General features: G+C 54.8%; 27 protein-coding genes and 1 pseudogene. 23 read left to right on the forward strand and 5 right to left on the reverse strand.

Going from position 1 to position 24,526, the window contains the following annotated elements; all coding sequences use genetic code 11:
- Positions 1-52: 52 nt before the first annotated feature.
- From IEX01_RS17590 to IEX01_RS17600, 3 genes are all read right to left on the reverse strand, one after another.
- Positions 53-772, reverse strand: a complete 720-nt coding sequence (locus IEX01_RS17590) for an RNA polymerase sigma factor FliA (RefSeq protein ID WP_024555916.1) — start codon at positions 770-772, stop codon at positions 53-55.
- 202 nt (positions 773-974) lie between these two features.
- Positions 975-2,180: a flagellin lysine-N-methylase gene (gene fliB, locus IEX01_RS17595; RefSeq protein ID WP_024560464.1), complete on the reverse strand. Its 1,206-nt coding sequence runs from the start codon at positions 2,178-2,180 to the stop codon at positions 975-977.
- A gap of 78 nt (positions 2,181-2,258) precedes the next feature.
- The gene (locus IEX01_RS17600) at positions 2,259-3,845 is read right to left on the reverse strand and encodes a flagellin N-terminal helical domain-containing protein (protein WP_024560465.1); all 1,587 of its coding nucleotides are present in this window, start codon (positions 3,843-3,845) and stop codon (positions 2,259-2,261) included.
- Between the two features lie 255 nt (positions 3,846-4,100).
- Here IEX01_RS17600 and fliD point away from each other — a divergent pair, with 255 nt between their 5' ends.
- The 4 genes from fliD (at position 4,101) to amyA (ending at position 7,878) form a co-directional block, all read left to right on the forward strand.
- On the forward strand, positions 4,101-5,513 hold the full coding sequence (gene fliD, locus IEX01_RS17605) for a flagellar filament capping protein FliD (RefSeq protein ID WP_188724259.1): 1,413 nt from the start codon (positions 4,101-4,103) through the stop codon (positions 5,511-5,513).
- Positions 5,514-5,528: 15 nt separating this feature from the next.
- Entirely contained in the window at positions 5,529-5,936 is a 408-nt protein-coding gene (fliS, locus tag IEX01_RS17610) for a flagellar export chaperone FliS (protein ID WP_024560467.1), read from the forward strand.
- Positions 5,936-6,304, forward strand: coding sequence for a flagella biosynthesis regulatory protein FliT (gene fliT, locus IEX01_RS17615; RefSeq protein ID WP_024560468.1), 369 nt, complete (start codon positions 5,936-5,938; stop codon positions 6,302-6,304). Before fliS ends, fliT begins: the two co-directional genes overlap by 1 nt.
- A 74-nt stretch (positions 6,305-6,378) precedes the next feature.
- Positions 6,379-7,878, forward strand: coding sequence for an alpha-amylase (gene amyA, locus IEX01_RS17620; RefSeq protein WP_188724260.1), 1,500 nt, complete (start codon positions 6,379-6,381; stop codon positions 7,876-7,878).
- Positions 7,879-8,009: 131 nt separating this feature from the next.
- On the opposite strand, the gene yedD is transcribed toward amyA, so the two are convergent.
- Positions 8,010-8,423: a lipoprotein YedD gene (yedD, locus tag IEX01_RS17625; protein WP_024555923.1), complete on the reverse strand. Its 414-nt coding sequence runs from the start codon at positions 8,421-8,423 to the stop codon at positions 8,010-8,012.
- Positions 8,424-8,625: 202 nt separating this feature from the next.
- On the opposite strand from yedD, the gene yedE reads away from it, so the two are divergent.
- From yedE to IEX01_RS21615, 6 genes and pseudogenes are all read left to right on the forward strand, one after another.
- Positions 8,626-9,840, forward strand: a complete 1,215-nt coding sequence (gene yedE, locus IEX01_RS17630) for a selenium metabolism membrane protein YedE/FdhT (protein ID WP_024560470.1) — start codon at positions 8,626-8,628, stop codon at positions 9,838-9,840.
- Positions 9,837-10,070 carry a sulfurtransferase-like selenium metabolism protein YedF gene (gene yedF / locus IEX01_RS17635; RefSeq protein ID WP_024555925.1) on the forward strand — a complete coding sequence of 78 codons (234 nt, stop codon included), beginning with the start codon at positions 9,837-9,839 and terminating at the stop codon, positions 10,068-10,070. The genes yedE and yedF overlap by 4 nt, the downstream gene beginning before the upstream one ends.
- 78 nt (positions 10,071-10,148) lie before the next feature.
- Entirely contained in the window at positions 10,149-10,835 is a 687-nt protein-coding gene (locus tag IEX01_RS17640; protein WP_024555926.1) for an SOS response-associated peptidase family protein, read from the forward strand.
- Between the two features lie 580 nt (positions 10,836-11,415).
- Positions 11,416-12,111, forward strand: coding sequence for an acyltransferase family protein (locus IEX01_RS17645; protein ID WP_268237283.1), 696 nt, complete (start codon positions 11,416-11,418; stop codon positions 12,109-12,111).
- 14 nt (positions 12,112-12,125) lie between these two features.
- On the forward strand, positions 12,126-12,596 hold the full coding sequence (locus tag IEX01_RS17650; RefSeq protein WP_188724262.1) for an acyltransferase family protein: 471 nt from the start codon (positions 12,126-12,128) through the stop codon (positions 12,594-12,596).
- 248 nt (positions 12,597-12,844) lie between these two features.
- Positions 12,845-13,062, forward strand: a pseudogene (locus tag IEX01_RS21615) (integrase); the annotation flags it as partial.
- A gap of 32 nt (positions 13,063-13,094) precedes the next feature.
- On the opposite strand, the gene fliE reads toward IEX01_RS21615, so the two are convergent.
- Positions 13,095-13,406: a flagellar hook-basal body complex protein FliE gene (gene fliE / locus IEX01_RS17655; protein ID WP_188724263.1), complete on the reverse strand. Its 312-nt coding sequence runs from the start codon at positions 13,404-13,406 to the stop codon at positions 13,095-13,097.
- Between the two features lie 230 nt (positions 13,407-13,636).
- Here fliE and fliF point away from each other — a divergent pair, with 230 nt between their 5' ends.
- The 13 genes from fliF (at position 13,637) to fliR (ending at position 24,312) form a co-directional block, all read left to right on the forward strand.
- Complete coding sequence (gene fliF, locus IEX01_RS17660; RefSeq protein WP_048888062.1) at positions 13,637-15,325, forward strand: flagellar basal-body MS-ring/collar protein FliF; 1,689 nt, start codon at positions 13,637-13,639, stop codon at positions 15,323-15,325.
- Positions 15,322-16,317 carry a flagellar motor switch protein FliG gene (gene fliG, locus IEX01_RS17665; protein WP_024558657.1) on the forward strand — a complete coding sequence of 332 codons (996 nt, stop codon included), beginning with the start codon at positions 15,322-15,324 and terminating at the stop codon, positions 16,315-16,317. The genes fliF and fliG overlap by 4 nt, the downstream gene beginning before the upstream one ends.
- On the forward strand, positions 16,310-17,014 hold the full coding sequence (gene fliH, locus IEX01_RS17670) for a flagellar assembly protein FliH (RefSeq protein ID WP_024558656.1): 705 nt from the start codon (positions 16,310-16,312) through the stop codon (positions 17,012-17,014). Before fliG ends, fliH begins: the two co-directional genes overlap by 8 nt.
- Positions 17,014-18,384, forward strand: a complete 1,371-nt coding sequence (fliI, locus tag IEX01_RS17675; RefSeq protein WP_024558655.1) for a flagellar protein export ATPase FliI — start codon at positions 17,014-17,016, stop codon at positions 18,382-18,384. The genes fliH and fliI overlap by 1 nt, the downstream gene beginning before the upstream one ends.
- Before the next feature lie 18 nt (positions 18,385-18,402).
- Positions 18,403-18,846: a flagellar export protein FliJ gene (gene fliJ, locus IEX01_RS17680; protein ID WP_024558654.1), complete on the forward strand. Its 444-nt coding sequence runs from the start codon at positions 18,403-18,405 to the stop codon at positions 18,844-18,846.
- Positions 18,843-20,081, forward strand: coding sequence for a flagellar hook-length control protein FliK (locus IEX01_RS17685; RefSeq protein ID WP_188724264.1), 1,239 nt, complete (start codon positions 18,843-18,845; stop codon positions 20,079-20,081). Before fliJ ends, IEX01_RS17685 begins: the two co-directional genes overlap by 4 nt.
- 104 nt (positions 20,082-20,185) lie before the next feature.
- On the forward strand, positions 20,186-20,653 hold the full coding sequence (gene fliL / locus IEX01_RS17690; protein WP_024560474.1) for a flagellar basal body-associated protein FliL: 468 nt from the start codon (positions 20,186-20,188) through the stop codon (positions 20,651-20,653).
- A 4-nt stretch (positions 20,654-20,657) separates the two neighbouring features.
- Positions 20,658-21,659, forward strand: coding sequence for a flagellar motor switch protein FliM (gene fliM, locus IEX01_RS17695; RefSeq protein ID WP_024558651.1), 1,002 nt, complete (start codon positions 20,658-20,660; stop codon positions 21,657-21,659).
- Entirely contained in the window at positions 21,656-22,117 is a 462-nt protein-coding gene (gene fliN / locus IEX01_RS17700) for a flagellar motor switch protein FliN (RefSeq protein WP_024558650.1), read from the forward strand. The genes fliM and fliN overlap by 4 nt, the downstream gene beginning before the upstream one ends.
- The gene (fliO, locus tag IEX01_RS17705; protein ID WP_024558649.1) at positions 22,117-22,494 is read left to right on the forward strand and encodes a flagellar biosynthetic protein FliO; all 378 of its coding nucleotides are present in this window, start codon (positions 22,117-22,119) and stop codon (positions 22,492-22,494) included. Before fliN ends, fliO begins: the two co-directional genes overlap by 1 nt.
- Positions 22,494-23,231: a flagellar type III secretion system pore protein FliP gene (gene fliP, locus IEX01_RS17710; protein ID WP_024560636.1), complete on the forward strand. Its 738-nt coding sequence runs from the start codon at positions 22,494-22,496 to the stop codon at positions 23,229-23,231. Before fliO ends, fliP begins: the two co-directional genes overlap by 1 nt.
- Before the next feature lie 11 nt (positions 23,232-23,242).
- On the forward strand, positions 23,243-23,512 hold the full coding sequence (gene fliQ / locus IEX01_RS17715; RefSeq protein WP_024558647.1) for a flagellar biosynthesis protein FliQ: 270 nt from the start codon (positions 23,243-23,245) through the stop codon (positions 23,510-23,512).
- A gap of 11 nt (positions 23,513-23,523) precedes the next feature.
- The gene (fliR, locus tag IEX01_RS17720) at positions 23,524-24,312 is read left to right on the forward strand and encodes a flagellar biosynthetic protein FliR (RefSeq protein WP_024558646.1); all 789 of its coding nucleotides are present in this window, start codon (positions 23,524-23,526) and stop codon (positions 24,310-24,312) included.
- Positions 24,313-24,526: the final 214 nt, after the last annotated feature.

Raw genomic sequence — 24,526 nt, forward strand, 5'->3', positions numbered from 1 at the left:
AACTCCTCAATAAATGCTGTGTGTGGCGTTACCGGCAGGTGAGCAACTCAGGTTATAGCTTCCCCAGCCGGGTGCGCAGACGTTTAATAGCCTGGCTGTGCAGCTGGCTTACCCGCGACTCCCCTACTTCCAGCACCGCGCCAATCTCCTTGAGATTGAGCTCTTCCTGGTAATAGAGCGTCAGCACCAGCTGTTCACGCTCCGGCAGCGATTCGATCGCTTCCATCACGCGATGGCGAAGATTGCTCTCCAACAGCTGTTGCAAAGGGTTTTCATTCTGGTGCTCTTCAGTGACCAGCTCGATGCTGTCGCCATGCTCTTCCCGCCACTCGTCGTAGGAGAAAAGCTGGCTGTTATTGGTATCGAGCAGCATCTGCCGGTACTCTTCGAGCGGGATATCCAGGCGCTGCGCCACTTCGGTTTCGGTGGCGTTGCGTCCCAGTTCCTGTTCCAGTTGGCCTATAGCCTGCGCCACTTCGCGCGCGTTGCGTCGGACGCTGCGCGGCACCCAGTCGCGGCTGCGCAGTTCATCCAGCATCGCGCCACGAATACGCTGCACTGCGTAAGTGGTAAATGCCGTTCCTTGCAGGGCGTCGTAGCGTTCGACTGCGTTTAGCAGGCCAATACCGCCCGCCTGGAGCAGATCGTCCAGTTCCACGCTCGCCGGCAGCCGCACCTGAAGGCGCAATGCTTCGTGACGCACCAGCGGCACATAACGCTGCCACAGCGAGTGTTTATCCATTACACCTTCAGCGGTATACATTGAATTCACGATAAACAGCCCTGCGTTAATTGAGTTATCGGCACGATTATCCGTTTCTGGAGGACTATCTATCGAATGAATAAAGACACAAAAGGAGGGTTATTTGACTTTTGTTAACCGGGTAGCAGGAAAAAAGACCATATCCAGTAAATTTATTGATAAATTTCAAGAAATTAAGCCTTTTAACGGCAGGAAAGCCTGCCGTTGATGATTAACCAAGAAGATGGATCATAGAGAGATCGTCACCCGATCTCACGCTTTCGATATGCCCATAAAACGTCTCGGTCAGCGCTTTGTTATGCTGACTTAGCGAATGGAAGCTATAGACAATATTCACCAGATCGTCGCGCTCTATCGAACCTTTATGCTTCGCGCAAGCCGAAGCCAGAAGTTTAATAAAGTAATATTCGGCTACGATCATATAGAGCGCGCGCAGCGGCGGCACACTCTGATAGTTTGGAAAATTGTTTTGCCAGAACTTATAAAGAATAAAGTTTTTGATGGCAAACCCGCTCTCTTCAAAAGAGGGCAGCACGATTTCTTGCCAGGCGTTTTCAATAGCGGTAATTTTTTCTTCGAGACCCGCATCCTGCTGTGCGAAGAGCGCATGTAATAAGTAATCGATATAATAATTAAGCACGCCGCTGCCACGGGTCGTCGCTTTTTTGCGAAAGAAATCCTGCATTAATAAGACCAACGATACTTTCACTTTTTTATCGGTACTAAGTGCGGCCAACTCTTGTTTCATTTCGCCCGACTGCAACTGACCAGCTAAAACGGCATAGGCGTTTTCAATTTCAACAAGCGAAGCATCATCAATCGTTTCAACTTTCTCAATAAACATAAGAAACTTGATGGTGGCGTAGAGACCGGTTTCGACATCCGTTTCAACAAAATCGATAAGGCTCAGGCAAAACAGGTTGAGAAGCTTGTTTTGTGCAGAGATGGGATTGGCGTTATTGAATTTATCCTGCAAGACGACTCGCTCAGAGAAGCGCATTGCATCAGCATCGCTAAAAATAATCGACGCTACTTCCGGGCAAGAGATATTAAGCGAATGCTGAATCTCCGCTTTATAGACACGATTCGACCGGGGAAACATAGAACAGGTGTGGCTTAATGCCTGGGCTCCCATGCTTTTCTGCACCCGGCATAACCGATCTTCATCGAAATAAGGGCAGTTCCCCGTTAGTGGTGAAAACTTCACAATGCCCCAGTCCTGCTGGCTCTTTTTTACTATATCAATACTTTGCTCCGCGATCGTACGGATCGTGAAGTCTTTGCTGGTGGTGTATTTCTTTACCGTCTGCTTATCAAGCGTAATCTGCCAGCCCTTACAGCAATGGTCACGGCAGGCTCCTCCAGTACAGCTGAAGGAACGCACAAATGCAGGTTCGTTAATCAATATTTCTCTCATTACGCTTGCTCCAGTCGAAAAAAAAGGCAGCTTTCGCTGCCTTGATTATCTTTAACTTCCCAAATTTCAATCGCTGGATTAACGCAGCAGAGAGAGTACGTTCTGGGTAGTTTGGTTAGCCTGAGCCAGAACAGAAGTACCAGCCTGCTGCAGGATCTGCGCGCGAGACATGTTGGAAACTTCAGTCGCGTAATCAGCGTCTTCGATACGGCTACGTGCAGAAGACAGGTTGTTTACGGTGTTGCCCAGGTTGGTGATGGTAGAATCCAGACGGTTCTGCACCGCACCCAGGGAGCTACGCAGGGTATCAACCTGCTGCAGCGCTTTGTCGATGGAGCTCAGCGGGTCAACAACAGCTTCTTCGCCCGCAGTCACAGCGCCAGTAGTCTTATTAGCTTCTGCTTTGTAGTAAGAAACTTTACCGTCAGTGCCAGTATTTTTAATGAAGTACTGGGTGGAAGTAGTACCATCTTCGGCCTTCACTTCACGCGCCATCAGGGCATTGGTGCCTTTCAGGGAAGCATTTACAGAAGTCAGGTCAGCGTTAACAGCGGCTTTACCAGCGGTAGTGGAACCCGGCAGAGTCAGCACGTTGTCTTTAGATACTTCTTTAAAGCCTGCACCGCCAGTAGTGTTAGCAGTTGCATCAGCAGTACCCAAAGTTACTGCACCGGTGGTCAGATCGATAGATGCGTTTGCGCCGCTCCAGGATTTAGTACCGTCAGTTACCAGGAAAGTGCCATCATCATCTTTACGGAATACGGTATAGTTTGCCGGGTTAGCAGTGTTGGTTTGTGCTGCAGAAGCAATATCAGACAGCTCAACAACAGTACCGTCGTTGACAAAAGTCGTACCCGCTGCGGCAGTACCAGCTGCGCCAGCGATTGCAGCAGAAGACGTATCGAAGGAAACGGTATTTTTATCCGCATCGTAAGTTGCTGCGTAGTAATCCGTGCCAACTTTAACTGCCAGAGTACCTGCTTTAGTTGCATCAGTTGCGGTAGTCAGAACTTCCAGCGTGCCGCTTGCTGCTTTCGGCGGGAACTGCAAGTTAACGTTAACTGCCGGGGTATTTACTGCATCAACTTTTGCAGCTAATTCAGTAACACCTTTCAGATCTTTGCTGCTGATCTGGTTGGTTACATCCAGTTTATCCAGGCCCAGAGTCTTGGAGGTGATTTCCTGCAGGTCGATTTCGATGGTTTCGCCATCGTTCGCGCCTACCTGGATTTTCATAGTCTGGTCAGAAGCCAGCACTTTCACGCCGTTGAACTGAGTCTGACCGGAAACACGGTCGATTTCGCTCAGGCGCTGTGTAATTTCAGCCTGGATGGATTTCAGGTCGGAATCGGAGTTAGTACCGTTGGTGGCCTGAACTGACAGCTCACGAACACGCTGCAGGTTGTTGTTGATTTCAGACAGAGAACCTTCAGTGGTCTGCGCGATAGAGATACCGTCGTTGGCGTTACGGGAAGCCTGAGTCAGGCCTTTGATGTTCGCGGTGAAACGGTTAGCAATCGCCTGGCCGGCAGCGTCGTCTTTCGCGCTGTTGATACGCAGACCAGAGGAGAGACGCTCAATAGCGGAGCTCAGGGAAGACTGAGATTTGTTCAGGTTGTTCTGGGTCAACAGCGACAGGCTGTTAGTATTGATGACTTGTGCCATGATCTTTTCCTTATCAATTTACATCTTGATGTTGTTGGGCTGTTGCCCACGGTTTCGCACCGTAACCCATGTATCGGCACCTTAAATTCGAACTTTAGAAAATTTTTCACTTCTCCTGAGCTTTTTTCTGCGCAGCGAAATAGCCTCTCTATTAGTCACTATTCGGTCCATTAACTGAATAAATAAACCTCTAAACTTTGTCCTTCTGTTGCCGATACCGTGCTTAACCACTATTTGCACAAAAAGGGATCATGCATGGCTTCTTTTACTTCTTTAGGCGTAGGCTCAAATCTGCCGCTGAGTACGTTGCTGGCTAACCTGGAAACCGCAGAGAAAGGCCGACTGACGCCTATCTCTACCCAGCAAAGCAGCTTCTCGGCCAAGCTCACAGCCTACGGCACACTGAAAAGCTCACTTGAAAAGTTCCAGACAGCAAATACGGCATTAAATGACGCCTCTTTATTTAAGAGCACGACGGCGACCAGCAACAGCACAGACTTAACCGTAAGCACCACGGCTGGCGCAGCGGCAGGCACGTATAAGATTAACGTGACTCAGCTGGCGCAAGCGCAATCGGTGCGCACGACAGCCAACGTGACCGATTCAAAAGCGGCGCAAGGCAACAGCAACGAAGAACGGACGCTTATCATCAAGCAAGACAGCAAAGAAAAGCCGTTAGAGATTAAGCTGACGAAGGATCAAACCTCGCTTGAAGGCATTCGCGACGCTATCAACAACGCCAACGGCGGCGTTTCAGCAAGTATTGTTAAGCTCAAAGATAATGATTTCCAGCTGGTGCTGACTTCCAGCGAAACCGGCACCGCCAATAAAATGAGCATCTCGGTTTCCGGGGACGAAACCCTTAACCAGTTTATTAGCTTTAATAACCCGGACGTGACCGGCAGCGGCGTTGAACAAATTGTCGAAGCGAAAGACGCAGAGTTAAGCGTTAACGGCATTAATATTATCCGCAGCAGCAACACCATTACCGACGCGCCGCAGGGCGTTACCCTGAATCTCAATAAAATCACAAGCGACGTCACGGTTACGGTCAGCAAAAGCAACGATAAAGCGACGACGGCGATTAAATCCTGGGTCGATGCCTATAACTCGCTGGTTGATACCATCGGTTCGGTGACCAAATATACCGCCGTTGACGCCGGGACTGACGCACAGAACACCAGCAACGGCGCTCTGCTTGGCGATAGCGCGGTACGCACGATTCAGACCGGCATTCGCGCGCAATTTACCGATGTCGGCAACGGGGGCAATTTCCAGACGCTTTCTCAGATAGGCATCACGCAGGATCCCGCTACCGGCAAGCTGAAAATCGACGACGCCAAATTAAAAACCGCGCTTACCGATAAGTCAGTTGACGTTCAGCAGTTGCTGGTTGGCGATACCAAAACGACTGGCATCACAACCAAAATCGCGACCCAGGTAAAAGGTTACCTGGCGGATGATGGCATTATTGATAGCGCGCAGGACAGCATCAACTCCACATTGAAGAAACTGACTAAGCAATATCTCTCAGTAAGCCAGAGTATTGAAGACACCATGGCCCGCTATAAAGCGCAATTTACGCAGCTCGATACCATGATGAGCCAGTTGAACAACACCAGTTCTTACCTGTCTCAGCAGTTTGAATCGATGAGCAGCAGTTCGTAATGATAAGAGGTTGATATGTATACCGCGAGCGGTACAAAAGCATATGCTCAGATAGGCGTGGAGAGCGCCGTCATGAGCGCAAGTCCACACCAGTTAATCACGATGTTGTTTGACGGCGCCATGAGCGCGCTGGTGCGCGCTCGTCTGTTTATGCAACAGGGTGAAACCGTTGCCAAAGGCGAAGCGCTGAGCAAAGCCATTAACATTATCGATAACGGGCTCAAAGCGGGGTTAGATCAAGAGAAAGGTGGGGAGATCGCAGATAACCTTTCCTCTCTCTACGATTACATGATCCGGCGCTTACTGCAGGCGAATTTGCGTAATGACACTCAAGCGATTGAGGAAGTTGAAAATTTACTGACCAATATCGCTGATGCGTGGAAGCAAATTTCTCCAAACCAAACCGTGCAGGAGTCTATTTGATGTCGCCTAATGTGGAGTTTATTAACCGCTGGCAACAGATTGCATTGCTCAGCCAGTCGCTGCTTGAACTTGCGCAGCGAGGTGAATGGGATCTTTTACTGGACCAGGAAGTTGTGTATCTCCAGAGTATCGAAGCAGTTATGGGATCCGAAACTCCACAAGGGCTGCCAAAAAATGTTCAGAGCCTGGTCGCGGGTTATCTCAAGCAGACGTTAGAGAATGAAGAGCAGCTTAAGATCCTGTTAAAAAATCGACTGGATGAGCTCAGTTCATTAATCGGCCAATCTTCCCGCCAACAATCTCTTAACCATACCTATGGTCGTCTCTCCGGCATGCTGTTAGTACCAGGCGTCCCTTCCGGGCACTAAATAATACGGCTTCGTTTGTAAAATCCGCCATACTCCAGAAGCGAAAACCTGACGGCTTCTGGAGTATGGATAAAATGAAGAACCCCACCCTTCTGCAATGTTTCCACTGGTACTACCCTGAAGGCGGCAAACTTTGGCCGGAACTGGTTGCGCGCGCGCCTGGCTTTAATGCGCTGGGCATCAATATGGTCTGGCTGCCGCCCGCTTATAAAGGGGCAGACGGCGCGGCTTCGGTTGGTTACGACGCCTACGATCTTTTCGATCTCGGCGAATTCTCTCAAAAAGGATCGGTGGCGACTAAATATGGCGATAAGGCGCAGCTCCTTACGGCTATCAACGCGCTACAGGAAAATGGCATCCTGACGCTGCTGGATGTGGTGGTGAACCATAAAATGGGCGCGGATGAGAAAGAGAGGCTCCACGTCAACCGGGTCAATCAGGATAATCGCAACGACATAGACGACGAAGCGATTGAATGCGAAGCCTGGACCCGTTTTACCTTTCCCGCCCGCCGCGGCAACTATTCCCGCTTCATCTGGGATCATAAATGTTTTAACGGCGTCGACCATATCGAGAACCCGAACGAAAACGGCATTTTCAAAATCGTTAATGACTATACCGAAGAGGGCTGGACCGATCAGGTTGATGACGAAAACGGCAATTACGACTACCTGATGGGCTGCAACATTGACTACCGCAACCGCGCGGTAGCGGAAGAGATTAAGTACTGGGCGCGCTGGGTGATGAAGCAAACGCAGTGCGACGGCTTTCGCCTCGACGCGGTAAAACATATCCCCGCCTGGTTTTATAAAGAATGGATTGAACATGTGCAGGAGGTCGCGCCGAAGCCGCTGTTTATCGTCGCGGAATACTGGTCATACGACGTGGAGAAGCTGCGGCAGTATATCGACCAGGTTGAAGGGAAGACCATGCTGTTCGACGCGCCGCTGCTGAAGAATTTCCACGACGCGTCGCTGCAGGGCAGCAGCTATGACATGCGCCAGATTTTCACCGGTACGCTGGTCGAAGCCGATCCTTTCCACGCCGTGACGTTCGTTGCGAACCACGATACCCAGCCGCTACAGGCGCTGGAAGCGCCAGTGGAACCCTGGTTTAAGCCGCTCGCTTATGCGCTGATCCTGCTGCGTGAGAACGGCGTGCCCTCTGTTTTCTACCCGGATATGTATGGCGCAAGCTATGACGATACCGGCCTCGATGGCGGAACCTACCATATCGATATGGCGGTTGTGGACAAGCTCGACCAGATTATCCTGGCGCGCCAGCGCTTCGCCCATGGCGTGCAGACGCTCTGGTTCGATAATCCCAACTGCATCGCTTTCAGCCGCAGCGGCACCCGCGAAGCCCCTGGCTGCGTGGTGGTGTTGTCCAACGGCGATGCCGGCAAGAAAAGGCTTACTCTCGGCGAGAATTACGGCAACAAAATCTGGCGCGATTTTTTAGGCAACCGGCAAGAGCGCGTCATTACGGACGAAGCGGGCAACGCTGTCTTTACCTGCAACGGCGGCAGCGTCAGTATCTGGGTGATTGCCGATGAAGAGGCGGCAAGCCGGTAAAACTCTTCGTTCCGCGCTGCTTGTGATTCGCATGGCCCAGGGCGGGTCAGCAAAGCGCCAGCCGCCCTTTTAAAAAGCTGCAACACAACGCGCAAGCCGCTTGTCAGTCAGACAAGCAGCCGCAAGGACGGTTAAGGCAGGGGTGTCGGCAGCGGGTTCTTCGCAAGGAAGTCGGCGCATTCGGCACTCGGACGGGCCACGCGCTCAAGCGTCATTCCCGCGTATTCCAGCGTTTCGCCTTCACGCTCGATGTCGTAGACCTCTTTTTTCACCGTCACGTTGTAGATATCGCCGCCGCGCTGCATCAGTTTGCCCGGCAGCGCTATCACCCGCTGCCACTGGCGGCAATCGAGCGTATCGCCCTGCGCCGTCACCACCAGGCTCGCTATCGCCTCAGGGCTGACCAGCTCGCTCTGCGGCCCTTTGCTTTGCCAGTAACCTGCCAGACCGGATGGCGCAGGCGTTTTCACAACGGCATTATAATCACTCACTTGCACGCAGCCGCTCAGACCAAGCCACGCGATTAACAGCATCGTTTTTTTCATTCGAACTCCTCCCTGCGAAGAAAAAAGAGTGTGGCATTAAAGCGTTAAGCCCGCCAGCCTTTCCCTCTCAGGCGGCAAAAATTGATCGAAACGAGGTTTTGTTATTTTTTCGCTGGGCATTGCCGCGCCGCGGAGTACTATCTCGACTCCCTGCGCCCACCGGCGCGTTTTAGTTCCGTCTGAGTTCAGAGGCTAAAATTTCATGTCCTGGCAACATTTCAAACAACACTATCTGATCAAGTTCTGGTCCCCTTTTCCGGCGGTTATCGCCGCAGGCATTCTCTCCACTTACTACTTTGGCCTCACCGGCACCTTCTGGGCGGTTACCGGCGAATTTACCCGCTGGGGCGGGCAATTGCTGCAGCTAATGGGCGTGCAGGCGCAGGAGTGGGGCTACTTCAAACTCATTCACCTTGAAGGCACCCCGCTTACCCGCATCGATGGCCGGATGATCATCGGCATGTTCGCCGGCTGCTTCGCCGCCGCGCTGTGGGCGAACAACGTGAAGCTGCGCCTGCCGCAGCACCGCATCCGCATTATCCAGGCGGTGGCGGGCGGCATTATCGCAGGCTTCGGCGCGCGGCTTGCTATGGGCTGCAACCTGGCGGCCTTCTTCACCGGTATTCCGCAGTTCTCCCTCCACGCCTGGTTTTTCGCTATTGCGACAGCCATCGGCTCCTGGGCCGGGGCGCGCTTTACGCTGCTGCCGCTGTTTCGCATTCCGGTGAAGCTGCAAAAAGTCTCCAGCGCCTCGCCGCTTACGCAAAACCTCGCTCAGGCGCGCCGTCGCTTTCGCCTCGGCATGCTGGTGTTTATCGGCGCGGTGGGCTGGGCGCTGCTTACCGCCATGGAGATGCCGAAGCTTGGCCTCGCCATGCTTTTTGGCGTTGGTTTTGGGCTGCTGATTGAACGCGCGCAAATCTGTTTTACTTCCGCGTTCCGCGATATGTGGATAACCGGGCGCACCCATATGGCGAAGGCGATAATTTTCGGCATGGCGGCAAGCGCCATCGGCATCTTTAGCTATGTGCAGCTCGGCGCCGAGCCGAAAATCATGTGGGCCGGGCCAAACGCGGTTATCGGCGGCCTGCTGTTCGGCTTTGGCATCGTGCTGGCGGGAGGGTGCGAAACCGGCTGGATGTACCGCGCGGTGGAAGGCCAGGTGCATTACTGGTGGGTGGGGCTTGGCAACGTTATTGGCTCGACGATTCTGGCGTACTTCTGGGACGACCTCTCCCCCGCGCTCGCCACCAGCTGGGATAAAGTAAACCTGCTCGCCGCTTTTGGCCCGCTCGGCGGCCTGCTGGTCACGTACCTACTGCTGCTTGCCGCGCTGCTGTTTGTTATCGCCTGGGAAAAACGCTTTTTTCGCGCCAGCCGCCCTGCTGTTTCTCACGCCGTTAAGGAGAGCGTATGAAAACCCTCGTACCTGATTACCGTCTGGATATGGTCGGCGAGCCTTGCCCCTACCCGGCTGTCGCCACCCTTGAAGCGATGCCGCAGTTGAAAAAAGGCGAAATCCTCGAGGTCGTGAGCGACTGTCCGCAATCTATTAACAACATTCCGTTAGACGCCCGCAACCATGGCTATACCGTGCTGGATATCCAGCAGGACGGCCCCACCATCCGTTATCTGATTCAGCGTTAACCCGCCGGCCCTGCTTCCCGCAGGGCCGCGCGTTTGTGCCCTATACTTACTCTTTATTAAGGTCTTAAGGGGTAGAGTATGTGTGGACGATTCGCGCAGGCGCAAAGTCGTGAAGATTATCTGGCGACGTTAGGCGACGGCTTCGAGCGGGCCATCCCTTGGGACCCGGAGCCGCTTGCCCACTACAACGTAGCGCCGGGCAGCCGCGTGCTGCTGCTCAGCATGGATGAAGAGGACACCCTGCACCTGGACCCGGTGATATGGGGCTACGCGCCGGAATGGTGGCATAAAGCGCCGCTGATCAACGCGCGAGTGGAAACGGCTGCCCAAAGCCGCATGTTTAAGCCGCTGTGGCAGCATGGCCGGGCTATCGTCTTCGCCGACGGCTGGTATGAATGGCAGCGGGTGGGCGATAAAAAGCAGCCTTATTTTATTTATCGTGAAGATAAAGCCCCGCTCTGTCTGGCTGCGATAGGCAAGACACCTTTTGATGCAGGGAATGAAGCCGAAGGGTTTGTCATTGTCACCGCGGCCGCGGATGAAGGGCTGGTGGATATCCATGACCGTCGTCCGCTGGTGTTAACGCCGCAAGCGGCGCTCGCCTGGCTGCACCCGGATACCTCGGCAAACCGCGCAGATGAGCTGGCCCACGAAGGCGCACTGCCCGCCGACGCTTTCGCCTGGCACCCTGTCACCCGGGCCGTAGGAAATGTGAAAAACCAGGGGCCGGAGCTGGTGGAGCCGGTTGATAAAACCCATTCGTAATATGTTTGCAAAAGTTTGCGCGAATGCCTTTTGATTGCGCTGCTTTTATTCGCTGCGCAGGTTATTATTCTCTTTGATAAACCCAGGCATAGCCTTTCTTAGAGTTGCTCTACCGCCCGGTTCCTTCTCGCGTGTTACGTTTGTTTTATCTTCGGTATTACGTGGGCGATATCGCCTGTAAGCGATGAAAATTCATCCTTTGGCAGTACACTCTGCTAGCTTTTTGCGGCTTTAGTTTACCATTTTGGCTGTTTTTTATTAAAAGTCAGAGTCATTCAGCAATCCAGTATTCCTGTCCCACCTCTTCATGAATCGTTACCGGGACTATGTCAGGTCGATTCAATGCAGTCCCGCGCAGTAAATTCATTCATGAAAAAATATAAATCTTGCGTTCTGTCTGATACCTAATCTGGCGTTAAACAAAGAACCCAGTCAACCACTCAAGAAAAATCAAATAAAAACAATAAATTACCAACTTACATCGCATTAACGTCAGCAAAGCGATAAGTCTTACATACTATGATTTATAACGAAGCGTGATATTATAAGTAACAGACCATAATCACCTGAAAAAAACAAAATGAATAGCGCGCAATCTAATACTCCCCCACGGAAGTTACTACATGTCGACGGGCTAAGAGGAGTAGCCTGCCTGATGGTAGTATTATCACACCTTGCTTTGATATTTTATCCAGGGTTACATGATCCTACGCTGATCAATAATAACAGTATCATCAACTTTATATTCAATAGCCCTCTGCCGTTTATTTACTCAGGAACAGCCGCTGTATATATTTTCTTCACTCTCAGCGGATATATTTTAACTCATGCTTTTCTTAGTGGTGGCGATATGCTGAATAATGCTACCACCATGACGACAAAACGTTATTTTAGATTAGCAATCCCTGCCACGGCATCATGTATTTTTTGCTGGTTAGTGCTATCAAACGAAACTCCCGGCAGGGAGTTGCTTTCAGCATGGATTCAATCATATACAGTAGCGTCTCCCTCTTTTTTAAACGCACTGTATTCTGGGGCTGTTAGCGCTTTTTTTGGAGATGGCTCTGCTTATAATCCCGTGCTATGGACAATGAAGATTGAACTACTGGGTTCTTTCTTAACTTATTTTATTTGTTTAGTCCTTATAAGAGCACCCAATAAGGGCTTGATAATTTTATTGTTCTGCATAATGTTCTTTGTTTCAAGCCTGCCTCAAAAAGAAAATATGGGTACATTGCCTTTCTATTCGGCTCCTTTATTCACTTTTCAGGATTAAACCTCAGGAAAGGAGTGGCGCTGATACTGATGCTAGCCGGGTTGTATTTAGGTGGAGTGCATTATGGTTCCAGGCCTTATATTTATGCAATCTACTACACAAGATTTTATATAAATGGCGAAGAGTCAAACGCTTATATATTATATAATTTCATTTCTGGCGTTCTGATCACATTAGCAATACTAACCAACAACTCGTTGAAAATGTTCTTTGCTAAAAAACCGTTTGTTTATATGGGGAAAGTCTCTTTTAGCGTCTATCTTTTCCATTTACCCTTTTTCCTGATAATAGCTACAGGAATATTTAATGCTATATATAACGCAGGCTATAGCTATCACGAAAGTGCAATAACAGCAACGACTCTTTCGATAGTCACTATCTATGCTGTAGCAAACTTAATTTTTAAAGCAGTAGATAACCCATCGATGCGGTTCTCAAGCATATTAGCTGAGTTTTTATTTAAAACCCCAACGAGAATTTCATAGCGGCGCCTACGAATTTTAGATAAAAAGGTGGCCAGCTAGTCAGAAGCTGGTCACCTTAAAATGTGCAACTCACATTATAAATAATTAATAGAGCGGATACCGGCAATCTGCTGATGAACATTACTGCTTACACGGTGCGCGATTGCTCGTAACGTCTTTCCAGTGTCGGGAGAAAACAAACTTGCTTGCGCAGTGGCTTAAGACGAGGTACTTCTGCGGAAGAGGCGCCGCGCTGGCTGCATGACAGCAAAGCTTACCAGTTACGGCATACCTATGCTTGCTGGTCGTTGACTGCTGGAGCTAACCCTAGTTTTATCGCCAGCCAGATGGGACATGCAAATGCCCGGATGGCTATCAGGTGTATGGTTCCTGGATGGCAGATAACAATACGGAGCCGGTGGCAATGCTGAACCAGAAATTATCTGACTATGCCCCACCGATGCCCCATGCAATAGGATCTGAGTAGATTAGGTAATATATTTCAGAAAGTTATTGCCGCTAAACCTGCATGTTCATAATATCCTGGTACGCCGCGACCAGCTTGTTGCGCACCTGAATCCCCATCTGCAGCGACACGGACGATTTCTGCAAATCCACCATCACGTCGTTGAGCGCCACGCCCGGTTTGCCTAAGGCGAAATTTTCCGCCTGCGTACGCGCGACGTTTTGCGTTTCGCTGATGCGGCCGAGCGCCGCCTGAAGTTCACCGGCGAAGCTTACGCCCTGCGGGCCCTGCGTCGCTTCGTTGCGTGCGGTCAGCGCGGTTGCCTTCAACTGCTGGAGCACGCCTTCAATGCCCTGAATGGCCATCGTCTTCCTCTTAGGATTAATCTGAATGCTGGCAAGCGTAACACTTTGTCAATAAGATAAAGGCGCTAAATAGGTGCAAAAAACCCGGCTAATTGGCCCATAGAAAATTCTGTAAACGCAAATAATGACATCGCCATCATTGTGGAACTTTTGTCGTGCTTGCCGACCCGGGAGTCCGTTTTGCTTCATTACACGTCTTATTCTGTTAACGCTGAGCCGCGAGGTGAGCAATGACTGCTGCCACCGCTCAAACGCCACAAAATAAAGCCGGCGAATGGCTGAACCGCTTACGCGCTAACCCTAAAATCCCGTTGATGGTGGCTGCCGCCGCTGCAGTGGCGATTATCGTCGCCATGGTGCTGTGGGCGAAAAGCCCTGACTACCGTGTGCTTTACAGTAACCTGAGCGACCAGGATGGCGGCGCCATCGTCACTCAGCTTACTCAAATGAATGTACCTTACCGTTTCTCTGACAACGGCAGCGCTATCATGGTGCCGGCTGAAAACGTTCACGAACTGCGCCTGCGTCTGGCCCAACAGGGCCTGCCGAAAGGCGGCGCCGTGGGCTTTGAGTTGCTTGATCAGGAAAAATTCGGCATCAGCCAGTTCAGCGAGCAGGTCAATTACCAGCGCGCGCTGGAAGGCGAACTCGCCCGCACCATCGAAACCCTGGGCCCGGTAAAGAGCGCCCGCGTGCACCTGGCCATGCCTAAGCCTTCGCTTTTTGTTCGCGAACAAAAAGCGCCTTCCGCTTCTGTTACTCTGAACCTCGAGCCGGGTCGCGCGCTTGATGAAGGACAGATCAGCGCCGTAGTGCATATGGTTTCCAGCGCGGTAGCCGGGCTGCCGCCGGGCAACGTGACGCTTGTGGATCAGGGCGGACACCTGCTGACCCAGTCCAACACCGCCGGGCGCGATCTCAACGACGCGCAGCTTAAGTTTGCAAACGACGTTGAAAGCCGCATCCAGCGCCGTATCGAAGCAATCCTCGGGCCGATTGTCGGCAACGGCAATGTGCATGCCCAGGTGACCGCCCAGCTCGATTTCGCCAATAAAGAGCAAACCGAAGAGCAATACCACCCGAACGGCGATCCGTCGCAGGCTGCCGTACGCTCCCGCCAGCTTAATACCAGCGAGCAAGTTGGCGGCGCTTATCCTGGCGGCGTGCCGGGCGCGCTTTCTAACCAGCCAGCCCCGGCGAATAACGCGCCGATTGATGCACCGCAGCAGCAGAACAATGCGCAGGCAAACGGCCAGAACAATCAGCAGCGCACGCAGACCACCAGCGCGGCGAACAGCGGCCCGCGCAGCACTCAGCATGACGAAACCACCAACTATGAAGTGGACCGCACGATTCGTCACACCAAAATGAATGTGGGCGACATCCAGCGTCTCTCTGTCGCTGTGGTGGTGAACTACCGCCAGCTGGCGGATGGCAAGCCGTTGCCGTTGACAGCCGATCAGCTTAAGCAGATTGAAGACCTGACGCGCGAAGCTATGGGCTTCTCTGAGAAGCGTGGCGACACCCTCAACGTGGTTAACTCGCCGTTTACCGCAACGGATGAAACGGGTGGCGAGCTGCCGTTCTGGCAACAGCAGGCCTTTATTGACCAGATGCTTTCCGCAGGTCGCTGGCTGCTGGTCCTGATTGTCGCCTGGCTGCTGTGGCGCAAAGCGGTGCGTCCGCAAATCCAGCGCCGCGCCGAAGTGGCCAAAGCGGCACAGGAGATGGAGCAGCAGCGTAAAGAGATGGAAGAAGCGGTGGAAGTTCATCTCAGCAAAGACGAGCAGAGCCAGCAACGCCGCGCTAACCAGCGTCTGAGCGCCGAGGTAATGAGCCAGCGCATCCGCGAAATGTCCGATAACGATCCGCGCGTAGTGGCGCTGGTTATCCGCCAATGGATGAGTAACGAACTATGAGTAATCTGACCGGAACCGAAAAAAGCGCCATTCTGCTGATGACCATCGGCGAAGACCGCGCGGCGGAGGTGTTCAAACACCTCGCCCCGCGCGAAGTGCAGCACCTTAGCGCGGCGATGGCGAACTTATCGCAGATCTCCAACAAGCAGTTAACGGAAGTGCTGGCGGAGTTTGAACAAGAGGCGGAGCAGTTCGCCGCGCTCAGCGTCAACGCCAACGACTACCTGCGCTCGGTCCTGGTCAAAGCGCTGGGCGAAGAGCGCGCGGCGAGCCTGCTCGAAGATATCCTCGATACCAAAGAGACCACCAGCGGTATCGAAACGCTCAACTTTATGGAGCCGCAGAGCGCCGCCGACCTTATTCGCGACGAGCACCCGCAGATCATCGCCACCATTCTTGTGCACCTCAAGCGTTCCCAGGCGGCGGATATTCTCGCGCTGTTCGACGAACGCCTGCGCCACGACGTGATGCTGCGTATCGCCACCTTCGGCGGCGTACAGCCTGCGGCGCTGGCGGAACTTACCGAAGTGCTCAACAACCTGCTCGACGGTCAGAACCTCAAGCGCAGCAAGATGGGCGGCGTGAGAACCGCGGCGGAAATTATCAACCTGATGAAAACGCAGCAGGAGGAAGCGGTTATTACCGCAGTACGCGAATTCGACGGCGAACTGGCGCAGAAAATTATCGACGAGATGTTCCTGTTCGAAAACCTGGTGGAAGTGGACGACCGCTCCATCCAGCGCCTGCTGCAGGAAGTGGAGTCGGAATCTCTGCTTATCGCCCTCAAAGGCGCCGAGCAGCCGCTGCGCGAAAAATTCCTGCGCAACATGTCGCAGCGTGCGGCCGACATTCTGCGCGACGACCTCGCCAACCGCGGCCCGGTACGTCTGTCGCAGGTAGAAAACGAACAGAAAGCCATTCTGCTTATTGTCCGTCGTCTGGCGGAAACCGGCGAGATGGTAATTGGCAGCGGCGAGGACACCTATGTCTAATCAGCTTCCCTGGAAACTGTGGATGCCGGACGATCTGCTGCCTTCTGCCAGCGTGAGGGAGATGACGGGCTTCGTTGAAGCTGACGAGACCTCTGCCGTCGACAACGACCTTATGCAGGAGCAGCAGCGTCAGCAGGCGCTGGCTGCAGTGCAGATGCAAGCGCATGAGCAAGGCTACAACGCGGGGCTCGCCGAAGGCCGTCATCAGGGCTTTGAACAGGGCCGCCAGGAAGGATACGCCAAAGGAATGGAGCAAGGCCTTCAGGAGGCGCGCCAGCAGCAGGCGCCTCACCATGCCCGCATGCAGCAGTTGGTCAGCGAATTCCAGCACACGCTGGACGCGCTTGATAGCGTTATCGCCTCGCGTCTGATGCAGATGGCGCTGGAAGCCGCCCGCCAGGTTATCGGCCATACGGCCAGCGTAGATAATAATGCGCTCATCAAGCAGATCCAGATGCTGCTGCAGCAGGAGCCGCTGTTCAGCGGCAAGCCGCAGCTGCGCGTGCACCCGGATGATTTACAGCGCGTCGAAGAGATGCTGGGCGCGACCCTCAGCCTGCACGGCTGGCGGCTGCGCGGCGATCCGACGCTGCATCCCGGCGGCTGCAAAGTGTCGGCTGACGAAGGCGATCTCGACGCCAGCGTGGCGACGCGCTGGCAGGAGCTTTGCCGTCTCGCCGCACCCGGGGTGCTCTGATGACCGCCCGCCTCACCCGCTGGCTCAACGCCCTCGATAACTTCGAGGCGCGCATGGCGCAACTGCCGCCGGTGCGCCGCTATGGCCGCCTCACCCGCGCCACCGGCCTGGTGCTGGAAGCAACCGGGCTGCAACTTCCGCTCGGTGCCACCTGCATTATCGAACGACAGGATAATGGCCAGGTGCAGGAAGTGGAAAGCGAAGTCGTTGGCTTTAACGGGCAGCGTCTTTTTCTTATGCCGCTGGAAGAGGTGGAAGGCATTTTACCCGGCGCCCGCGTTTACGCCCGCACCGGTAACGGCGACGGGCTGCAAAGCGGCAAACAGCTGCCGCTCGGCCCGGCGCTGCTGGGACGCGTGCTTGACGGCGCGGGCAAACCGCTTGACGGCCTCCCCTCCCCGGACACTGACACCACCGGCGCGCTTATCACGCCGCACTTTAACCCGCTGCAGCGCACGCCGATTGAAGATGTGCTTGATGTCGGGGTACGCCCCATCAACGCCCTGCTGACCGTAGGCCGCGGCCAGCGTATGGGCTTGTTCGCCGGTTCCGGCGTGGGTAAATCGGTGCTGCTCGGCATGATGGCGCGCTACACCCAGGCGGATGTAATTGTCGTTGGGCTGATAGGCGAGCGCGGCCGTGAAGTCAAAGATTTTATTGAGAACATTCTCGGCGCCGAAGGGCGCGCCCGCTCGGTGGTGATTGCCGCGCCGGCGGACGTTTCCCCGCTGCTGCGCATGCAGGGCGCGGCTTACGCCACGCGCATCGCGGAAGATTTCCGCGATCGCGGCCAGCATGTGCTGCTGATTATGGACTCCCTTACCCGCTACGCCATGGCGCAGCGTGAAATTGCGCTGGCCATCGGCGAGCCGCCGGCGACCAAAGGCTATCCGCCTTCGGTATTCGCCAAGCTGCCCGCGCTGGTTGAACGCGCCGGCAACGGTATTTCCGGCGGCGGCTCCATTACCGCTTTTTATACCGTGCTGACCGAGGGCGACGACCAGCAGGATCCTATCGCCGACTCGGCGCGCGCCATCCTGGATGGTCACATCGTGCTGTCGCGCCGCCTCGCCGAAGCGGGCCACTACCCGGCTATCGACATCGAGGCATCCATCAGTCGCGCCATGACCGCGCTGATTACCGAGCAGCATTACGCGCGGGTTCGCACGTTTAAACAATTGCTTTCCAGCTTCCAGCGCAACCGCGACCTGGTAAGCGTGGGCGCCTATGCCAAAGGCAGCGACCCACAGCTTGACCGCGCGATTGCGCTCTGGCCGCAGCTCGAAGCTTTCCTGCAGCAGGGCATTTATGAACGCTCAGGCGTGGAAGACGCCCTGCAGGCGCTGGAGCTGATTTTCCCGACGGTATGATGAAAAAGGGAGACGGTAATGAAACAAAACGGAGCGCTCAACACGCTTAAGGAACTGGCGGAAAAAGAGGTAGAAAACGCGGCGCTGCGCCTTGGCGAAATGCGTCGCGGCTGCAAGCAGGCGGAAGATCAGCTCACCATGCTGATGAACTACCAGCTTGAGTACAGCAACAGCCTGAACCAGAACATGAGCCAGGGTATCGCCAGCAACCGCTGGCAGAACTATCAACAGTTTATCCTGACGCTGGAGAAAGCCATTGAGCAGCATCGCCAACAGCTCAACCAGTGGAACAGTAAAGTCGAGCAAGCGCTGAACTTCTGGCGCGAGAAAAAACAGCGGCTCCAGGCGTGGGAAACCCTGCAGGCGCGGCAGAGCAGCGCCGCGTTGCTGGCGGAAAACCGCCTCGATCAAAAAAAGATGGATGAATTTGCCCAGCGGGCATCAATGAGGAAAGGCGAATGATTACGTTGCCCACCGTTGCACTTACTGGCGACGCCGACGCGGCCACTGCGGCATCCGGCGCGAAAGGCGGCGACGCCGCACAGAATTTTCTGGCGTTGTTAGGGGAGCGTCTGGGCGGTGAACTGCCGCTTGCCGACGGCAAAACCCTTACGCTTGCGCAGCTCACTGCACAGGCGAAAACGCCGCTTGCGGCGGGACTCGACGCCTCGACGCTGCCTGCGGATGTGAGCCTGGAAAGCCTGATGGCGAAGCTTCTGCCCGGCGGCGCAGCCGACGAGACCGCCGCATTGACCGAAGGCAAAACCCTGAGCGGGCTTCAGAAAAGCGGCGACAACGATGCCACAAAGCCGCTCAGCGATGCCGACCTCAGCGCGCTGAGCGCCCTGTTCGCTATGCTGCCGCAAACGCCGGCGCTCCAGCAGGCGGCGAAAGCCTCAACCGAAGCGCAGGATAACGCCATTAGCCTTAACGCTGCCGCGCTCAACGCAGCTCAGCTCACGCTGCCTGCCGCTACGCCTGCGAACAGCAATGCTAAGGCCGACGTAAAAGCGGATACCGCTAAAGCTGACGGCAGCCGCGATGCGCGCATCGACCCGCTGAACCTGAGCGCCGCCAGCGCCGACGCGGTAAAAACAGCGACCGCGAATGCCGTAGCGCCTGTGCAGAACAGTGAAAAAAGCGTTAACGATGGCAACAGCACGCATGCGCTTACCGCGCTTAGCCACGCTTCCGCCGCCGCGCTGAACAGCGCGACCCAGACACCAGGCGCCGCGACCAGCAGCACGGCGCCGCAGGTTACCGCACCGCTCGGCACGCCCGCCTGGGAGCAGTCGGTAAGCCAGCATGTGACGCTCTTTACCCGTCAGGGCCAGCAGAGCGCCGAGCTGCGCCTGCATCCTGAAGATCTGGGCGCGGTGCAAATCAGCCTGAAAATTGACGACAATACGGCGCAGCTGCAGATGGTTTCGCCGCACAGCCACGTGCGCGCGGCGCTGGAAGCGGCGTTGCCGACCCTGCGCGCGCAGCTGGCGGAAAGCGGCATCCAGCTTGGCCAGAGCAGTATTAGCAGCGACAGTTCCGCCGCCGGTCAACATCAGGCGAACCAGCAGCACCAGCAGGGTTCCGGCTCCCGCGGCGGCTTTAGCTTTAGCGGCGCGGAAGAGGACGCCGTCGCGGCGCCCGTTAGCCTGCAATCCGCCGCGCGCGGCAATAATGCGGTCGATATCTTTGCCTAACGCAAAAGGTAGCGGGAATAAACACGTCTTTTCCTGGCTTTGACTTTAGGCAAGGTCAGGATAATTAGCTCATAAGCCGTACCGATACAGGAAACCTGAGTCTGATGACTGACAGCGCTATCACCAAAAGCCGCAAACGCTCCATCTGGATCCCGTTGCTGGTTCTTATCACTCTCGCCGCCTGTGCGACGGCGGGTTACAGCTACTGGCGCATGCAGCAGCAGCCTGCCAGCGCGGCCAAAGCGGAGCCTGAGCCGCCGCCGGCCCCGGTCTTCTTTGCGCTCGACACCTTTACGGTGAACCTGGGCGACGCTGACCGCGTGCTTTATATCGGCGTTACGCTGCGTCTGCAAGACGAAGCGACGCGCCAGCGCATTAATGATTACCTGCCGGAAGTGCGCAGCCGCCTGCTGCTGCTCTTTTCCCGTCAGGACGCCAACGTGCTTGCCACGGATGAAGGCAAGCAGAAGCTGGTAGCCGCCATTAAAGAGACGCTGTCGCCGCCGCTGGTGACCGGCCAGCCGAAGCAGGTGGTGACCGACGTGCTTTACACTGCCTTTATTCTGCGGTAACCCCATGGGCGATAGCATTCTTTCCCAGGCCGAAATCGACGCGCTGTTAAACGGCGACAGCGAACAAAGCGCCGAACAGAAGGTATCGGCGAGCGATGGCGACGTTCGTCCTTACGATCCTAATACCCAGCGTCGCGTCGTGCGCGAGCGCCTGCAGGCGCTGGAGATTATTAACGAGCGTTTCGCCCGCCAGTTCCGTATGGGGCTGTTTAACCTGCTGCGCCGCAGCCCGGATATCACCGTGGGGGCGATTCGCATTCAGCCTTACCACGAGTTTGCCCGCAACCTGCCGGTGCCGACGAACCTCAACCTTATCCATTTAAAACCGCTGCGCGGCACCGGTCTGGTGGTTTTCTCTCCAAGCCTCGTGTTTATCGCAGTGGATAACCTGTTCGGCGGCGACGGCCGTTTCCCCACCAAGGTGGAAGGGCGTGAATTCACCCATACCGAACAGCGCGTGATTATGCGCATGCTGAAGCTGGCGCTGGAGTCATACAGCGACGCGTGGAAAGCGATCAACCCGCTGGATGTGGAGTATGTGCGTTCGGAAATGCAGGTGAAATTTACCAATATCACCACCTCGCCGAACGACATCGTGGTTAACACGCCGTTCCACGTAGAAATTGGCAACCTGACCGGCGAGTTTAATATCTGTTTGCCGTTCAGCATGATTGAACCGCTGCGCGAGCTGCTGGTTAACCCGCCGCTGGAGAACTCCCGTCAGGAAGACCAGCACTGGCGCGACACCCTGGTGCGCCAGGTGCAGCACTCCGAGCTGGAGCTGATAGCGAACTTCGCTGAAATCCCGCTGCGGTTGTCGAAAATTCTGAAGCTTAAACCGGGCGATGTGCTGCCCATTGATAAACCGGATCGCATTCTGGCGCATGTCGACGGCGTACCCGTACTGACCAGCCAGTACGGCACCGTGCAGGGACAGTACGCGCTGCGCGTTGAACATTTGATCAACCCTATTTTGAATTCGCTGAATGAGGAACAGCCCAAATGAGTGACATCAACAAACCGTCCGACGACAACGCAGGCATGGACGATCTGTGGGCTGACGCATTGAACGAACAAAAAAGCGCAGGCGGCTCAGCAGACGATCTCTGGGCCGATGCGCTTAGCGAGCAAAAAACCGCCGGAAAAAGCGCGGCCGACAGCGTGTTTCGCGCGCTGGAAGGCGGCGACGTCACCGGCGCGCTGCAGGATATCAATCTGATTATGGATATCCCGGTGAAGCTCACCGTGGAGCTGGGCCGCACCCGGATGACCATCAAAGAACTGCTGCGCCTGACGCAGGGTTCCGTGGTGGCGCTCGATGGCCTGGCCGGCGAGCCGCTGGATATTCTGATCAACGGTTATCTGATTGCCCAGGGTGAAGTGGTGGTGGTCGCCGATAAATACGGCGTGCGTATCACCGACATCATCACTCCGTCTGAACGTATGCGTCGTCTGAGCCGGTAATGAAAACCACCTCCACGGTTAGCCAGCCTCTGCCCTCCGCTGGCTCATCGCTTATCCAGGTGAGCGGCGCGCTAACGCTTATCATTCTGGTGATTTTACTGGCGGCATGGGTCGCCAAACGCGTTGGCTTTGCACCGAAGCATGGCGGTAACCGCGAGCTGAAAGTCAGCAGCAGCGTAAGCCTCGGCAACCGCGAAAAGGTTGTGATTGTCGATGTCGAAGACGCCCGGCTGGTGCTGGGCGTGACGGCAAGCCAGATTACGCACCTTCATACCCTGCCGCCGAAAGCGGTAACGGAAGAAGCTACCGCCCCGGTCCCGGGCGCGGATTTTCAACAACTGATGAAAACGTTGCTTAAGCGCAACGGGAGAAAGTAATGCGTCGTTGGGTTTATCTCTCGTTGGGCGCGCTCAGCCTCTTCGCCGCGCCTGCTATGGCGCAACTGCCGGGACTGGTGAGCCAGCCGCTGGCGGGCGGCGGCCAGAGTTGGTCGCTGCCGGTGCAGACGCTGGTGTTTATCACTTCGCTCACCTTCCTGCCAGCCGTGTTGCTGATGATGACGAGCTTTACGCGCATCATCATCGTCTTCGGCCTGCTGCGCAACGCGCTTGGCACCCCTTCCGCCCCGCCGAACCAGGTGCTGCTGGGCCTTGCGCTGTTTTTGTCCTTTTTTATCATGTCACCGGTGCTTGATAAGATTTATACCGACGCTTATCAGCCGTTCAGCGAAAATAAAATTTCTATGGAAGTGGCGCTGGAAAAAGGCGCGCAGCCGCTTCGCGAATTTATGTTGCGCCAGACCCGCGAGGCGGATCTCGCTCTCTTCGCCCGGCTGGCGAAAACGCCGGAGATGGCCGGGCCGGAAGCCGTACCAATGCGCATTTTGCTGCCCGCCTATGTTACCAGCGAACTGAAAACCGCTTTCCAGATTGGCTTCACCGTCTTTATTCCGTTCCTCATCATCGACCTGGTGGTGGCGAGCGTGCTGATGGCGCTCGGTATGATGATGGTGCCGCCCGCAACCATCGCCCTGCCCTTTAAGCTCATGTTGTTTGTGCTGGTGGATGGCTGGCAGTTGCTGGTCGGCTCGCTCGCTCAGAGCTTCTACAGTTAGGAGAGGATGCCATGACGCCAGAATCGGTCATGATGATGGGCACAGAAGCGATGAAAGTCGCCCTTGCCCTTGCTGCCCCGCTGCTGCTGGTCGCGCTGGTGACGGGCCTGATTATCAGTATCCTGCAGGCCGCTACCCAGATAAACGAGATGACGCTCTCTTTCATCCCGAAGATCCTCGCCGTATTTGTCACAATGGTGGTGGCAGGCCCGTGGATGCTCAACCTGCTGCTGGATTACATGCGCACCCTTTTTACTAACCTGCCGTATATGATCGGCTGACGGAGTATCGGGTGCTCCATTTCACCAGCGATCAGTGGCTGCATTACCTGAACCTTTATTTCTGGCCGCTTTTGCGCGTGCTGGCGCTGGTCTCTACGGCGCCGATTTTGAGCGAGCGCAGCATTAGCAATCGGGTAAAGATAGGTCTCGCGCTGCTGATTACGATAGTCATCGCGCCGACGCTGACGCCAGCGCAGGTGCCGATTTTCTCAGCCCAGGGCTTTTGGCTTGCGCTGCAGCAAATTCTTATTGGTATCGCGCTGGGCTTTACCATGCAGTTCGCCTTTGCCGCCGTGCGTACCGCAGGCGAGATAATCGGCCTGCAGATGGGGCTTTCCTTCGCGACCTTTTTTGACCCGGCCAGCCATCTCAACATGCCTGTTCTGGCCCGCCTGCTGGATATGCTGGCGATGCTGTTATTTTTAACCTTTAACGGCCACCTGTGGCTGATTTCAATCCTGGCGGATACCTTCCATACCCTGCCGTTTAGCGGCGAACCGCTAAACAGTAATGCGTTTATGGCGTTGGCCCGCGCGGGCGGACTCATTTTTCTCAACGGCTTAATGCTGGCGTTGCCGCTGGTGACGCTTTTGCTGACGCTCAACCTGGCGCTCGGTTTATTAAACCGCATGACGCCGCAGCTGTCGGTATTTGTGATAGGTTTTCCCATCACCTTGTCAATTGGCATGATGGTTATCATTGCCTTAATGCCGCTCATCGCTCCGTTTTGCGAACACCTATTTAGCGAAATTTTTAATTTGCTTTCAGATATTGTCAGCGAAATACCCGCCAATAATTAACCCTCACAACAAAATGGTTTTTTGAGGATAATCCTAAAAAAGAAAATATATTCTCCCGCTTAGCTAAAGCACAGCGGGAAATTAAAGATTTTACCTTGCTCACAACTCACAACATTTACTTTACTTTAAGAACATTCCTGGCAAATTATACCTAACTTTACGGGATAGTGGGTCCGCCTGAATGACTTCCCTGACGCTGTTCCAGGTCGTCCGA

The sequence above is a fragment of the Franconibacter daqui genome, from assembly GCF_014644275.1.
Lineage (GTDB): Bacteria > Pseudomonadota > Gammaproteobacteria > Enterobacterales > Enterobacteriaceae > Franconibacter > Franconibacter pulveris.